The organism is Streptomyces sp. NBC_00075 (genome assembly GCF_045041225.1).
Lineage (GTDB): Bacteria > Actinomycetota > Actinomycetes > Streptomycetales > Streptomycetaceae > Streptomyces > Streptomyces adonidis.
On record NZ_CP108243.1, the window covers coordinates 7,523,607 to 7,537,675 of the forward strand.

Consider the following 14,069-nt stretch of genomic DNA (forward strand, 5'->3'; position numbering starts at 1 on the left):
TGTCCGGAACCCGCCGGTGAGCGGGGTGGGCAGGCGCGAATGTGGAGCCATGACGACGCACACGACGTATGCCGTATGCCCCATCGGTCCACGGATCTTGAAAGGGCTGCGTTCTGCTGACGATGCGGGGCGCGAGTTGGTTCCCCTGACGGACACGGAGGGGGGCTCGCCGCTGCGCTGCTGCCTGCGGCACAGCACGCCCGGGGAGCGGATCGCGCTCATCTCCTACGCCCCGCTGCGGCGGTGGGCCGAGGCAGGGCCGTACGACGAACAGGGCCCGGTGTTCATTCATGCGGAGGCGTGTGAGGGGCCGGTGGTGGGGGAGGGGTACCCGTTCGCGCGGGCGCGGCGGGTACTGCGGAGGTACTCCGGGGAGGGGCGGATCGTCGGGGGACGGCTGGTGGAGGGTGCCTTCGAGGAAGCGTTCGAGGAGGCGTTCGAGGAGGCGTTCGCTGATCCGGGGGTGGCGGTGGTGCATGTGCGGGCGGTGGAGTACGGGTGCTTTCTGTACGAGGTGAGGCGGGCGCCGTAGGGGCTTTCTCGCCCCCGCCGCCCCTACCCGTCCCATCCTTCTGGGGGCTGCCGCCCCCAGACCCCCGCTCCGGCCCTGAACGGGCCTTGTCCTCAAACGCCGGACGGGCTGACATCCCAGCCCGTCCGGCGTTTGAGGACGAAGGGGGGTCTGGGGGCGCAGCCCCCAGGGATGGGAACGGGTAGGGGCGGCGGGGGCGAGGAAACGACTACCTGGCGCCCAGTTCCGTCGCCACCAGCTCCGCGATCTGTACCGCGTTCAGCGCGGCGCCCTTCCTCAGGTTGTCGTTCGAGACGAAGAACGCCAGGCCGTTCTCCGACGTTTCGTCGACGCGGATGCGGCCCACGAAGGACGGGTCCTGGCCCGCCGCCTGGAGGGGGGTCGGGATGTCCGAGAGGACCACGCCCGGTGCCTCCGACAGCAGCTCCGTCGCCCGCTCCACCGACAGCGGACGTGCGAACCGTGCGTTCACCTGAAGAGAGTGCCCCGAGAACACCGGCACGCGGACACACGTGCCCGACACCTTCAGCCCCGGGATCTCCAGGATCTTCCGGGACTCGTTCCGGAGCTTCTGCTCCTCGTCCGTCTCGAACGAACCGTCGTCCACCACATTGCCCGCCAGCGGTACGACGTTGAACGCGATCGGCCGCTTGTACACCCCCGGCTCGGGGAAGTCGACCGCCGAACCGTCGTGCGTCAGCTTGTCCGCGTCCGCGACCACCTTCTGCGCCTGCCCGTGCAGCTCCGCCACACCGGCCACCCCCGACCCGGACACCGCCTGGTAGGTCGCGACGACCAGCGCCTCGAGGCCCGCCTCCGCGTGCAGCGGACGCAGGGCCGGCATCGCGGCCATCGTCGTGCAGTTCGGGTTGGCGATGATGCCCTTGGGGCGGTCGGCGATCGCGTGCGGGTTCACCTCGGAGACGACCAGGGGCACGTCCGGGTCCCGGCGCCACGCCGACGAGTTGTCGATCACGACAGCGCCCTGCGCGGCGACCTTCTCCGCCAGCGCCTTGGAGGTCGCGCCGCCCGCCGAGAACAGCACGATGTCGAGGCCGGTGTAGTCGGCCGTCGCCGCGTCCTCCACCGTCACACCGTCGAGGACCGACCCCGCCGAGCGGGCGGACGCGAACAGCCGCAGCTCGGTGACCGGGAACTCCCGCTCGACGAGGATCCTGCGCATGACCGTGCCGACCTGACCGGTGGCTCCGACGATTCCGACCCTCACGACGACTCCCTCTGCGCGATCTGCGTGTTCCTACGTGTTCCGCATGCGTGTTCCTGCATGCGTGCGGCTTTTTCCATCATGCGGCCGACCCCGGCCAGCCTGTCCAATTCTTTGCGTGTCATGCCCGAGGCGTGGGACGCGCATCCCGGATCACTGGTTGCGGACCTGCGGTGCACACCCCCGCTGAGCTGGAGAAATTCGCCCCGAGCGGGCCTCGTACCGCAAGCTGTGCTGCCCGGCGCGGCGGTGTGACGTACACCTCTGGGGAGTCGGTGCCCCGGCCGGTCATGTGCGGCAGAGCAGAAGCGGGATGCCCGTCAGAGCGAGTCGGCCCCGTCCGTCGCGTCGGCTGTCTCCGCGATGAGCCCCCGGAGGAAGGTCGCGATCGCGGCCTCGAAAGCCTCGGCGAAGGCCGGGTGCATGAACGCCAGGCTCGCGTCGGCCTGGAAGGCGGCGAGCAGCGAGGGGGCCGGCCGGCTGCGGGTCCACAGGGCGCCGACCAGGATGATGACCATGTGCGCGGCGCGCAGCGCCCGCTCGTCGTCGAGTTCGGGGAGCAGGTCGCGGAGCTGCTCGGCGAGCCAGCGGATGGCGTCGCGCGAGGACCTCTTGTACCTGGTCGCGACCTCGACGGAGATGTTGTGCTCCAGGATCGCGTGCTGCACGCTCAGCAGCTCGCACAGCATCGGGTGGGCGGCGAACGTCGCGGCCAGCCGTGCTGCGACCTGGCGCACTCTCACCGGAACCGGTGCGGACGGGTCGGCCCACCCGGCGAACGTCCCGGCGGTCTCGGCCCGGTAGCGGGCCGCCGCCTCGGAGAGCAGGTCGAGCAGCACCGCCTCGCGTGACTCGAAGTACAGCGTCACGGCGGACTTCGACAGCCCGACCCGGCGGCTCAGCTCATTGAGGCTCACCGCCGCGACCGGCATCTCGTCCAGCATCCCGGCCGCGGTGTCCAGGATGCTCTGCCGCCGTACCGCGCGCTGCTCCTCGCTGCGCGCGCGATGGAAAGTAGCCACCCCGCGAGGATAGTCGACCGCCGGTCCATTGACTGTGGACCGGCGGTACATTAATTTCAATGTACCGCCGGTCCACTATCTGTCCCGGCGGCCTGTGCCATCACCGACACCGAGAGAAGGGGTACGCCATGAAGGCCACGGAGGCTGTCGACTGGGTCGACCCGGCCCGATGGCAGGCCACGCCGGCGGCGGAGCGGCTGAGGCTGCTTCGCCTGGTCCAGGCGAACATCGACCGGCACTTCGACGAGCTGGTGTCGGCGGACTGCCGTGCGAAGGGCATCGACCCCGCGAACCCGGCCGACGCCCACCAGGTCGGCACCAGCGTGCAGCGCGTCCTGGTGCCGCTGCCCTCGAACGTCGCGGCGGCCATCGACCTGTACGAGGGCCTGGTCCGCGGCCGCCCGCTCCAGCCGCTCGCGGTCACGCCCGTCGGAGACGGCCGCTTCGACGTCCGGGTCTCCCCGCGGGGGAGGGACCGCCTGCTGGGCGGCGACCGGACCGACGTACTGCGCGTCGTCGGCGAGCCTCGCAAGGTGGACCCCTACGCGAAACCCGGCGGCATCGTCGCCGTGCTCGGGGCGGGGAACGTCGCGTCGTCGTTCGAGATGATCAGGGCCCTCTTCGTGGACGGCTACGTGGCCGTCCACAAGCCCCACCCCCTCAACGAGGACGCCGACCGGGTGTGGGAGAAGATCCTGCAACCGCTCGTCGACGTCCACGCGGCCGCCTTCTGCCCGGCCGACGAAGGGCCCGCCCTGACCCGCGACCCCCGCCTCTCGAAGATCTACTTCACCGGTGGGACCGGCTCCGCCAAGGCGATCATGAAGGCCGTCGAGACGGAGGCCACCGGCACCGAACTGGTCTCCGAGTGCGGCGGCAACAACCCCTGCGTCGTCGTTCCCGGCGACCGCCCGTGGACCGAGCGGGAGATCCGCCACCAGGCGCTCCAGATCGCCACCATCGTCACGATCAGCGGCGGCTCGATCTGCGGCCGTACGCAGACCCTGGTGACGAGCCGGCACTGGCCGCAGCGGCGGCAGCTCCTGGACGCGATCACCGTCGCCCTGCGGGACCTCACGCCCGGCTCCAGCACCAGCTACCCCGGGGTCGAGGAGACCTTCGCGGCCTTCCGCGACGCCTATCCGGGCGGGCGGATCGTCCAGCCCGTGGACGGCCGCCCCGCTTCCCGGGTCATGGTGATCGAGGACGTCGGCACCGAGGGATTCGCCCTCGAGAACGAGGCGTTCTGCCAGGTCATGAGCGAGGTCGCGCTCGACGTCGCGCCCGACGCCGGGACGTTCCTGCCCGCCGCCGTGGAGTTCGCCAACGAGAAGCTCCTCGGCACCCTCGCCGCGACGATCCTCATCGACGAGGACACCAGGAAAGCCCACGCGGCCACCGTCGACCGCGCGGTCACGGAACTCCGCTACGGCGCCATCGGCGTCAACACGATGCCGCCGGTGGTGTGGACGAACCCCTACCTCATCTGGGGCGGGAACGAGGAGGGCCGCGAGTTCGTCTCCGGCCGCGGCAACTTCGGCAACCTCCTGGGATACGAGAACGCCGAGAAGTCGATCGTCGTCAGCGGCTTCACCTCGCCGGGTCACCTGATCATGACGAGCAAGCGGGGCTGGCTCGACCTGTCGACGCGCTTCGCCCGGTACGCCGTCCGCCCCACCTGGCCACGGCTGTTCGCCCTCGCCTTCGCCGCGACACGCGCGGGTTTCCGCCGCTCCGGTTCCTGAAAACGAGAAAAACAGAAAGAAGGGCAACTCACATGGGGACATCGGTTCATGGGCGCGCCGTCGTGATCGGGGCCTCGCTCGCGGGACTGCTCACCGCGCGGGCGCTGCACGAGACCTTCGAAGAGGTCGTCCTGCTCGATCGCGACACCTTGCCGGAGCGGCCGGAGCCCCGCCGCGGGGTGCCGCAGGGCGGCCACGTACACGGGCTGCTGACGCGCGGTATGCGGGAGATGGACGAGATGTTCGAGGGGCTGTCGGCCGAGCTGATCGGCCTCGGTGCGCCGGCCTTCGACGTGCAGGACGAGATGCACTGGTGGGTGGACGGGCGGCCGCTGGCCACCGGGCCCTCCGGCCTGATCGGGCTGGGAGCCGGACGACTGTTACTCGAACTGGCGATCCGGCGCAGGGTCGCCGCGCTGCCGAACGTGGAGATACGTCCGGAGGTCGCCGTCACCGAACTGGTGACGACCTCGGACGGCGGAAGGGTCGTCGGCGTGCGTGCGGTCGCCGCCGGTGAGGAGATCACCATCGACGACGCGAACGTGGTGGTGGACGCTTCCGGGCGCGGCTCGCGTGCCCGCCACTGGCTCGGCCGGCTCGGCTACCCGGAGGTCGAGGAGCAGCGGATCGAGACCCAGGTGACCTATGTGACGCGCCGTTACCGACGTACGCCGGACCAGCTCGACGGCCGGTACGGCACCGCCGTCGCCGCGTACCCCGGACGTACGCGCGGTGGTTTCGCCCTCGCCCAGGAGGGCGACGCCTGGGCGCTCAACATCAGCGGCCTGTTCGGTGAGGTCCCGCCGATGGACCACGACGGCATGGTCGCCTGGGCGGCGGAACTGGACTGCCAGGACGTCGCCACGCTCCTGCGCACCTCCACCCCGCTCGGCGACCCGGTGAAGATGCGCTACCCGGCGAGCACCCGGCGGCGCTACGACCGGATGAGCCGTTTCCCGGCCGGCTTCCTGGTCACCGGCGACGCGATGTGCTCGTTCAACCCGGTCTACGGCCAGGGCATGACCGTGGCCGCGCTGGAGGCGACCATCCTCGGCCGCCTGCTGAAGGACGGCTCCGGGGACGTGGCCGCCCAGTTCTTCACCGAGTCGGCGGCTGTCATCGACGTGCCGTGGACCACGGTCGCGGCCAATGACCTGCGCTTCCCGGACACGGTCGGCGACCGATCCGCACTCGACCCGGGGCCGGGCGCCTACCTGGACCGTCTGCGCACCGCCGCGGTCACGGATCCGGTGCTGGCCGGCGCGTTTCTCCGGGTCGTCCAGCTGATGGACACACCGGCGGCCCTCTTCGAGCCCGACATCGCCGCCCGCGTCCCGGCCTGAGATCCCAGGAGCGACTCGTGAGTGGCCGACTCGACCGGGCCGACTCGACCGGGCCGAGTTGGTCCGCGATCGAGGCGCTCGACCCCGCCGTCGGCGCGGACTTGCGGCCGTGACCGCGCTTCGGGGTCCCCCGTACCGTGCGGCGGTGGCCGCGCTTGGAGGTCCCTCGTACCGCCCTCTGAAAAATTTCTCCGCGCCGCACCGAACGTTTCCGGCGCCCTCGGCGTCGTAGGAGAAACGCGGCGAGGGGGAGGGTGCTGTGCTGCGCAGAAAGGCCCGGCGCGTCCAGGAGGACGAACACGGCGACCCGCTGGATCCGGTGCAGGAGCGCCGCGTCCGGGCGGTGCTCGCGCTCGGCGGCGTACCGCAGGCGGACCTGCTGGACGGGGTACAACAGGTACGTCTGCGGCTGCTGGAGCGGACCGCGAGCGGGCGTGAGGCGCCGCGTGACGTCTCGGCGTGGGTGGCGGTCGTGGCCTCCAACCTCGCCATGGACTGGCACCGGGCCAAGCGCCGCCAGGAACGGCTGGGGGAGCGGCTCGCGTCGCTGCGCCAGCCGGTGGCCCACCCCTCCGGCGAGGAGACGAGCCTGCTCTCCCTCGCCGTCGCCCGGGGCCTTGACGAACTGCCCGACCCGCAGCGCCAGGTACTGGTCCTGCGCTTCTACGCCGATCTGCCGGTACGCGGGATCGCCGAGGAGCTGGGCATCCCGGAGGGCACGGTCAAGAGCAGGCTGCACGCGGCGGTACGGGCTCTGCGCACCCGCCTGCACGAGGACGAGGTGGTGTGACGTGGCCGCCGAATACGACGGCGTGGACGCCCTGATGGCCGCGCTGACCGACGACCCGCTGCCCGAAGAGGCCCTCACGGACGCCGACTTCATGGCCGAGCACTGGTCGGCGGCGGCCGATGTGGCGCTGCTGCGCGAGCAGTTGGGGCTCATCGGGGGCGCGCTGGCGACGCAGGAGCGCACGGAGACGGAGATGGAGGCGGAGGGTGTACGGAAGCCGGGCTCCGTCCGGGTTCCCGTACGGCAGCGGCCGTACTGGCGTCCGCTGCGCACCCTCGCCCTCGGCGTCGCCGCAGTGACCGCCGCGGGGTCTCTGGTCACGGGCGCGGGATGGCTCCTGTCGCAGGCCGGAGGCGGGGCCGGCGACTCCTCGCAGTCGACCGCCGACAGCGGAAAGGACGCGAGCGCCGTTGACGGGGGTGCCAAGGTCGACGAGGGCGTCCCGGAGGCGGGGAGCCTGCACGCGATGAGCTCGCCGGGATACCTGGCCTGTTCCCGCCTGGTCGTCGAGGGCACGGTCACCGCCGTCACCCCCGAACCCGGCACCGGCCTGGACCTGATCACCCTGCGCGTGACCCACTACTACAAGCCGGTCACGGGCCCGGCCGAGGTGACGTACCTGATGGACCGGGACGCACGCCCCCGGCCGGTCGTGGGCGGCCCCATGATGATCGCCATCCGGGAGGGCGCCGAGGCCCCCGCGCTCTGGGACACCGACGAGAAGCAGATCGCCGCCGAACGGGCCGCGATCACGGCCGCTCTGCCGAAATCGCGCACCCTCCAGTGCGACTGACCACGACTGACCACGACTGAACCGCGAGTGGACCGCGAGGGGATCGCTGGGGGAACCGAAAAGGGCGGGCGCCCGGTACCAGGTACCGGACGCCCGCCCCCCATCACCTCGCCGTAGGAACTCAGGTACTACGGCGTGACCTTCTCGATCTTCACGTTGCCGATGCCGGCGACGGTGCCGTGCGCGTTCACCAGGGAGACCTGGCCGAAGAACTCACGGCCCTCCGGGGCGACCGCCGAGGCGACGATGTTGCCGGAGACGGTCGTCGAGGCGCCCGTGGCGAGCTTCACCGGGGTGTCGGCGACCTGGATGGAGCCCAGGGCGGACGAGTAGAAGACGTCCTGGTAGTCGTACGCGGTCGTGCCGGCCGGGATCGCGTAGCCCACGACCTGGACGGTGTACGTACCGGCGGCGGGCGAGGCGATGGAGACCGCCTCCTCCGAGTCGCCGTCGGCGGAGAGGGCGACCTCGTTGCCGTCCGCGTCGTACACGTACAGGTCGAGGTCGGCGGCCGTGTCCGAGACGTTGCCGATGGAGACGTCCAGGGAGGCGGCGCCCTCGGGCACCTCGACCGTGGTGGTCTGGACGGCCTGGTCCTCGATGGTCGGACGGGCGTTCAGCGACGAGCCGAGCGGACCGCCGGCGAGCTTGCCGTCGACCGCGGCCAGGTTGTTCGTCACCTTCCAGGAGGCGGCGATCGGCGTGCCGACCTTGGCCTCGGGGACGGTCACGACGTCCGGGTCGAAGGTGGCGCCCAGGACGGTGGCGTCCAGCTTGTACGGGTTGTCCAGCAGCGGCGACGTACGGCGCGACTCGACCTCGATCTCCCAGACACCGGGCTGCGGGTCCGGGTACGAACGGACGTCGGGCGCGCAGCCGTTGGTGTTCGGGTAGTTGCTGTAGCAGTACGGCGTGCCCGTGTCCTCGACCGGGACACCGTACGGGTGGATCGAGATGAAGCGGGTCTGGCTGGTGGCGGCCAGGCCGCTGATCGCGACCTCCAGGGTCTTGGCGCCCTCGGGCACGGTCACGAAGTAGGACTGGGTGCTGTTGCGCTGCACCGAACCCGACGCGGAGAACGTGTACTTGAGCGGCTTCGAGACCACGACGGTGGTCAGGATCTGCTTGTCGACGCCCACGGTCTTCGGGTCGTCCACCTCCAGGATCGCGCTCTTGATGCCGGCCGTGGCCGACTTCGCGGCGACCTTGACGGTGACCGGCTTGTTCAGCTCCAGCTTGACCTCGGGCTTGCCGACGATCTTGAAGGTGTCACCGGCGTTGTTCTCGAAGCTCAGCTCGTGCCGGACCGCCTTGGCGGGACCGGACGTACGCGTCACGGTGATCTCGTACGACTTCTTGACGCCGGCCTTGAGGCCGCCCTCGCGGTCGTAGAGGCCGGTGCCGAAGCCCGGGGTCTTCAGCGCGAAGTCGATCGCGGTGTCGACCGGGGCCTTGACGGTGTAGTCGTGGGCGGTGGCGCCGGACTTGATGGCCTTCCACGCGTCCACGATGTCGATGAGGCCCGAGCCCTCCTCGTACGCCTGCACACCGCTGATGTGGTCGGCGGTCGAGGTCAGGGCCGTGCGGAGGTTCGCCGGGGAGAGGGCGATGCCCTTCTCCTTGGCGGCGGACAGCAGCAGCGCCGAGGCGCCGGCGGCCTGCGGGGAGGCCATCGAGGTGCCCTGGAGCATCGAGTAGCCGGCCGGGAGGGTGTAGCCCGCCTGGGCGACCGGGGAGCCCGGCAGCCAGGTCTGGGTGGTGTTGATCGCGGCGCCGGGCGCGGTGATCGTCGGCGTGAAGCCGCCGTCCTCACGCGGGCCGCGCGAGGAGAACGGCATCATCGCGTAGCTCTTCTTCACGATGGAGCCGTAGTTGGACGCCCAGGTCTCCTTGGAGATGGACGCGCCGACCGAGATGACCTTGTCGGCCAGACCGGGGTCACCGATGGTGTTGGCGCCCGGACCGGAGTTGCCGGCCGAGATCACCAGCTGCACGCCGTACGTGTCGATGAGCCGCGTGTACAGCTCGGCGCGCGCGTTGTTGCCGTCGTTCAGCGCCGGGAGGCCGCCGATCGACATGTTGACGATGTCGACGCCACGGTTGACGACGAGGTCGATCATGCCCTCGGTGAGCGCGACGTTGGTGCAGCTCGGGCCGAAGACGCAGGCGCGGGAGGAGACGAGCTTCGCGCCGGGGGCGGCGCCGTTCATCTTGCCGCCGAACAGGCTGTTCGCGGCGGTGATGCCGGCGACGTGGGTGCCGTGCTCGCTGCTGATGAGGCCGATGTTGGCGAAGTCGGCCTTCTGGCCGACCCAGGTGCCGCCCAGCGGGTCCATCGGGACGTCCTTGCGGATCTCCACGACGAAGGGCTGGCGCTCGGCGACATCGGTGGCCGGGTTGTCGGTACCGAAGTAACCGATCTGGTACCCGTCCTTGTACGGCTTCATCGGCGTGTCGTCGCTGAAGTCGTTGTTGCCGTTGACGTCGACGGTGACCGTGCCGGCGGTCTTGTCGTACAGCACGCCCCAGGTGTCGGTGGTGTCGCCGTCGCGGTTCACGTCACCGGCGGCGTCGCCGCCCGCGGTCGCGGACTCGCGGAACAGGTTCACCTGGTAGTTGCCCGCGGGCGCGGTCCAGGTCTTCCCGGCGAAGGTGAAGGTGGGACCGGCCACCGGGGTGATCATCGCGCGCCAGCTGGCGTCGCCGTCGAGCAGCGGGTCGGTGGAGGTGACCCAGTCGACGATCTTGCGCTCGCCGGTGGTGGTCTTCTGGAGCGCGGGGTGCGCCAGGTCGATACCCGAGTCGAGGATGCCGATGGTGATGCCGCGGCCGTCCGCCTTCGGGTTCTTCTTCACGAAGTCGACGGCACCCGTCTCGAAGGACGGGTTGTACGGGTTCACCGCGGGGGTGTTCTTGTCGGGCGCCGCGTAAGTGGTGGTGGCACTCGCCTGGGGGGCGGAGGCGGTGTCGGCACTCGGCGACGGGTCGTCCAGCGGGATGTCCTGCCGCAGGTCGATGCCGTGCACGGAGGACAGCTTCGCGGCGGCGGAGATGGCCGAGTCGGCCTTCCCCGTGGGGACGGTGGCGCGGACGTACCCGAGCTTGTCGTAGGTACGGCCGACCGAGCCGCCCTTGACCGCGTCCAGCTGCTCGGCGACCTGCTCGGTCTGGCCCGGCGCGGTGGCGATCATCATCGTGACGCTCTTGGCGCCGTCGGCCTTGGCCTCGGCGAGCAGATCGGCGTCGGAGGAACCGAGCTTGTCGTGCGCCGACTTGACGGAACCGTCGGCCGGAAGGGCATCGGTCGCGGAGAAGGCCATCGGTATGGGCCCGGCAGCGGAGAGAGCGGCCACCAGTCCGGCGGCCACGGCTATGCGCGCCACTCGTCTCGCGCCCGAGATCGGTTCGCGCTGAGGGGTGAGGGTCATCGGCATCCCTTGTAGGTAAAGGAGCGTGCGTAGGTATGGGGGGCGTGCGTTGGGCGGCCGAGTTGATCGACCTTGGCCAAGAGGGTCCGGAATTGAGAGGCCGGACGATCACATAGCTTTACGTAAGGGACGGATGTTTGGGGATGGTTGACCGAAACTATATGAACGAGTGGGGAAAACCCGCGATCCGCTTTGACTGAATACGGTCCGAATCGCGGTGCTTCGTACCCGACGTCGGAAAATCCACCTGAACCTTCCCGCCCTGCGCGCTAACGTCCCCCTATGCGCAAGACGTTGAGGGTCGCCGCGTACGCCGTCGTCATCAGGGACGGACAGATCCTGCTCGCCCGCAGCCCCGACGGCCGGGGTGGCCACGAATGGGTGCTGCCGGGCGGCGGCATGGAGCACGGAGAGGACCCGTACGACACGGTCCGCCGTGAGCTGATGGAGGAGACGGGCTACCACATCGACGTGACGGGCCTGCTGGGCATCGACTCCTTCCGCAACACCTCCACCCGCCGCTGGCGCCGCCCGGAGGACCACCAGGGACTGCGCCTGGTCTACGAAGGCCAGGTCACCGGCGGCGAACTGCGCCCGGAGACGAACGGCTCCACCGACCTGGCCGCCTGGCACGACCTGGACGCCGTGGACGGGCTGACGAAGGTCCGGATGGTGGACATCGGGCTGGAACTGTGGCTGGAGCGGCCGGTCACGGGGCGGGCGGCGAAGGCCGGCGGCTAGCCTCCGGGAACACGTTCAGTACCCCGTCAGATGAACACGGAGTGACCGACTCCGGGCCGTTCGCCGTGCGGTCGTGAACGGGCCGGGTGGCCCAAGATCCACGTACGGTGATCGGCGTCGCGCGTTGCAGCCTCGTTCACGCGCAGGTCATCCCAGATGCCAAGCATCCAGAGTGAGCGGGACGTTCGCGACTGCGATCGCCCGTGACCACTTCCGACGCGTTCGCACTCGGGGAGACCGCGCCATGTCGCGCACACGCTCTGTCGCCAGCTCCACGCTGGGCGTCCATCGACGTACGGTACTCGCCGCGGCCGGGGCGGTGTCCGTCTCGGCGGGCGTCGGCTACGTGCTGCGGCCCAGTGACAGCCAGGCCGCGACGGCGGCCACCGCCGCTGAGGGTCCGGTGGCCGTGTCCCGCCAGGCGGCGCCGGCCGCGCTCGCCCCCTTCACCCGGGGCACCACGCTCAACAGCGTCTCCGCGCCCCTCGGCTCGGGCGCCTACCGCCGACTGGGTGACGGCCCGGCGTGGGGGCGGGTGGTGCGTACGGAGCTGGCGTCGGCGCACGCGGCCCGGGCCGCCCGCCGGACCACGATGGCGGCCTTCGTCCAGTTCACGGACCTGCACCTGACCGATGTGCAGCACCCGTTGCGCCAGGAGTTCATGCGCTCGGCCGACATCCACGCCTGGCGCCCGCACGAGGCGCTGTCGGTGCAGGGCGCGATCTCGCTGGTGGAGCGGATCAACGCGCTGCGCGGAGCCCCGGTGACCGGCTCCCCGCTCCACTTCGTCATGACCACCGGCGACAACACGGACAACAACGCGCGGTCCGAGCTGGAGTGGTTCATGAAGGTGATGAGCGGCGGCCGGATGACGCCGAACACGGGCGACCCGCACCGCTACGAGGGCGTCCAGAACAGCGGCCTCCCTCTTTACTGGCAGCCGGACGCGACGACCCGCGACACCGACAAGCAGCACGGCTTCCCGCACATCGAGGGCTTCCTGGAGGCGGCGATCCGCGAGGTCCGCAGCCCCGGCCTGAACCTGCCCTGGTACTCGACGGTCGGCAACCACGACTCCCTCCCCATGGGCTGCTACGCCTCCCACAGCGACCCGTTCCTCACGGACTTCGCGGTCGGCGGCAAGAAGCTGATGGAGCTGCCGGCGGCTCGCAGCAAGGCCCTCCAGGACGAGATCAGGAGCTCGGACGACCCGAAGGGCATCCACTTCCGGGAACTGATCCAGGCCCACACACGCGACCTGCGCTCGGTCACCCCGGACGAGAACCGGGCCCCGTTCACGAGGACGGAGTACCTGAAGGCACACCTGGACCCGGCATACGCGGGAGTCGGCCCGGTGGGCCACGGCTACTCAACAGCCAACCTGGACGCGGGAACCCAGTACTACACGTTCCGCATCTCGGACGACGTGATCGGTATCAGCATCGACACGACGGACCCGGGCGGCCACTACCAGGGCTCGATCGGCTCGGCCCAACTGCGCTGGCTGGACCGCACGTTGCGGGAGAACGCCGACTCGTACGCGATCGTCTTCAGCCACCACACCAGCGAGTCGATGACCAACACCCACCGGGACCCGGCCCACCCGAACGAACGCCGCCACAACGGAGCGGACGTCGTGGCCCTGCTGGGCAGCCACAGCAACGTCCTGGCCTGGGTGAACGGCCACATCCACCGCAACGTCATCACCCCGCACTCGGCCCCGGACGGCCGTTCGTTCTGGGAGATCTCGACGGCATCACACATCGACTTCCCCCAACTGGCCCGAGTCATCGAGCTGACGGACAACAAGGACGGCACGATCTCGCTGTTCACGACGTTGGTGGAATCGGCGGCGCCGCACGCGACGGACTACGCGGACCTGTCCCAGACGGGGCTGGCGGCGCTGTACAGGGAGCTGTCGTTCAATGCGCCGGGGGCGCGGGTGGATCTGTCGGGGGGTGCGGGGGATCGGAACGTGGAGTTGGTGTTGAAGAAGGGGTGAAGAGGTAGTCCTCCTCGGCGTCGTCGGGCGACGGCGGATACAGGTCCAGTACCACATCGATCCCCAGCAGGCCGATCTCCTTCAACAGGGCGGCAGGCAGGACACATCCGCCCTGGCTCTCGCTGCCGAAGCCGAGGAACAGATCGACCTCGCAGTCGCCGGCGAGCCGGCCGAGCGCCTCTTGGCGTCCGTCCAGCAGCCTGACCAGCACCGCGAGGTGCTCGTCGAGCCAGCGGTCGTTGGCCAGGCCGCTGGTGCGGATCCACACGGTGGAATCCCGTCGGCGGGAGTCCGGATCGCGCGGGCTGATCAGGCTGCCCCGCTCGTAACTGCGGTCCGGCTCGATCCCCAACACCTCGGAGATGTCGCCCACGCTCATCGTCCGACTCGCGATCCGCAACGACCCGGCGGACCACTTGCCGTCCGGCATCGCCAACGAGTCCTTCAT

The 14,069-nt window shown here is 70.2% G+C and carries 11 protein-coding genes; 7 read left to right on the forward strand and 4 right to left on the reverse strand.

Annotated elements, in window-relative coordinates:
- Positions 1 to 49 precede the first annotated feature (49 nt).
- Positions 50 to 532 carry a DUF1203 domain-containing protein gene (locus tag OG787_RS32955; protein ID WP_405537632.1) on the forward strand — a complete coding sequence of 161 codons (483 nt, stop codon included), beginning with the start codon at positions 50 to 52 and terminating at the stop codon, positions 530 to 532.
- A gap of 208 nt (positions 533 to 740) precedes the next feature.
- On the opposite strand, the gene OG787_RS32960 is transcribed toward OG787_RS32955, so the two are convergent.
- Positions 741 to 1,760, reverse strand: a complete 1,020-nt coding sequence (locus OG787_RS32960; protein ID WP_405537633.1) for an aspartate-semialdehyde dehydrogenase — start codon at positions 1,758 to 1,760, stop codon at positions 741 to 743.
- A 317-nt stretch (positions 1,761 to 2,077) separates the two neighbouring features.
- Positions 2,078 to 2,779, reverse strand: coding sequence for a TetR family transcriptional regulator (locus OG787_RS32965; RefSeq protein WP_405537634.1), 702 nt, complete (start codon positions 2,777 to 2,779; stop codon positions 2,078 to 2,080).
- Between the two features lie 128 nt (positions 2,780 to 2,907).
- Here OG787_RS32965 and OG787_RS32970 point away from each other — a divergent pair, with 128 nt between their 5' ends.
- From OG787_RS32970 to OG787_RS32985, 4 genes are all read left to right on the forward strand, one after another.
- A complete protein-coding gene (locus OG787_RS32970; protein WP_405537635.1) occupies positions 2,908 to 4,524 on the forward strand; it encodes an aldehyde dehydrogenase family protein in 1,617 nt (538 codons plus the stop codon).
- Positions 4,525 to 4,556: 32 nt separating this feature from the next.
- Positions 4,557 to 5,867, forward strand: a complete 1,311-nt coding sequence (locus tag OG787_RS32975) for an FAD-dependent oxidoreductase (RefSeq protein WP_405537636.1) — start codon at positions 4,557 to 4,559, stop codon at positions 5,865 to 5,867.
- Positions 5,868 to 6,126: 259 nt separating this feature from the next.
- The gene (locus OG787_RS32980; protein ID WP_235479097.1) at positions 6,127 to 6,657 is read left to right on the forward strand and encodes an RNA polymerase sigma factor; all 531 of its coding nucleotides are present in this window, start codon (positions 6,127 to 6,129) and stop codon (positions 6,655 to 6,657) included.
- A gap of 1 nt (position 6,658) precedes the next feature.
- Complete coding sequence (locus OG787_RS32985; protein ID WP_369036189.1) at positions 6,659 to 7,450, forward strand: hypothetical protein; 792 nt, start codon at positions 6,659 to 6,661, stop codon at positions 7,448 to 7,450.
- A 128-nt stretch (positions 7,451 to 7,578) separates the two neighbouring features.
- Here OG787_RS32985 and OG787_RS32990 read toward each other — a convergent pair whose 3' ends face one another.
- Entirely contained in the window at positions 7,579 to 10,878 is a 3,300-nt protein-coding gene (locus OG787_RS32990; protein ID WP_405537638.1) for a S8 family serine peptidase, read from the reverse strand.
- A 282-nt stretch (positions 10,879 to 11,160) separates the two neighbouring features.
- Between OG787_RS32990 and OG787_RS32995 the strand changes: the two genes are divergently transcribed.
- Together OG787_RS32995 and OG787_RS33000 are read left to right on the forward strand one after the other, a co-directional pair.
- On the forward strand, positions 11,161 to 11,619 hold the full coding sequence (locus OG787_RS32995; protein WP_405537640.1) for an NUDIX hydrolase: 459 nt from the start codon (positions 11,161 to 11,163) through the stop codon (positions 11,617 to 11,619).
- Positions 11,620 to 11,863: 244 nt separating this feature from the next.
- Positions 11,864 to 13,621 carry a TIGR03767 family metallophosphoesterase gene (locus tag OG787_RS33000; RefSeq protein ID WP_405537642.1) on the forward strand — a complete coding sequence of 586 codons (1,758 nt, stop codon included), beginning with the start codon at positions 11,864 to 11,866 and terminating at the stop codon, positions 13,619 to 13,621.
- Here OG787_RS33000 and OG787_RS33005 read toward each other — a convergent pair.
- Positions 13,542 to 14,069 carry a DUF4279 domain-containing protein gene (locus OG787_RS33005; protein WP_405537643.1) on the reverse strand — a complete coding sequence of 176 codons (528 nt, stop codon included), beginning with the start codon at positions 14,067 to 14,069 and terminating at the stop codon, positions 13,542 to 13,544. The genes OG787_RS33000 and OG787_RS33005 overlap by 80 nt on opposite strands.

Bases quoted from the DNA above. Each gene is read 5' to 3' on its own strand.
- OG787_RS32955 (WP_405537632.1), top strand. From the start codon at position 50: ATGACGACGCACACGACGTATGCCGTATGCCCCATCGGTCCACGGATC.
- OG787_RS32970 (WP_405537635.1), top strand. From the start codon at position 2,908: ATGAAGGCCACGGAGGCTGTCGACTGGGTCGACCCGGCCCGATGGCAG.
- OG787_RS32975 (WP_405537636.1), top strand. From the start codon at position 4,557: ATGGGGACATCGGTTCATGGGCGCGCCGTCGTGATCGGGGCCTCGCTC.
- OG787_RS32990 (WP_405537638.1), bottom strand. From the start codon at position 10,878: ATGACCCTCACCCCTCAGCGCGAACCGATCTCGGGCGCGAGACGAGTG.
- OG787_RS32995 (WP_405537640.1), top strand. From the start codon at position 11,161: ATGCGCAAGACGTTGAGGGTCGCCGCGTACGCCGTCGTCATCAGGGAC.
- OG787_RS33000 (WP_405537642.1), top strand. From the start codon at position 11,864: ATGTCGCGCACACGCTCTGTCGCCAGCTCCACGCTGGGCGTCCATCGA.
- OG787_RS33005 (WP_405537643.1), bottom strand. From the start codon at position 14,069: ATGAAGGACTCGTTGGCGATGCCGGACGGCAAGTGGTCCGCCGGGTCG.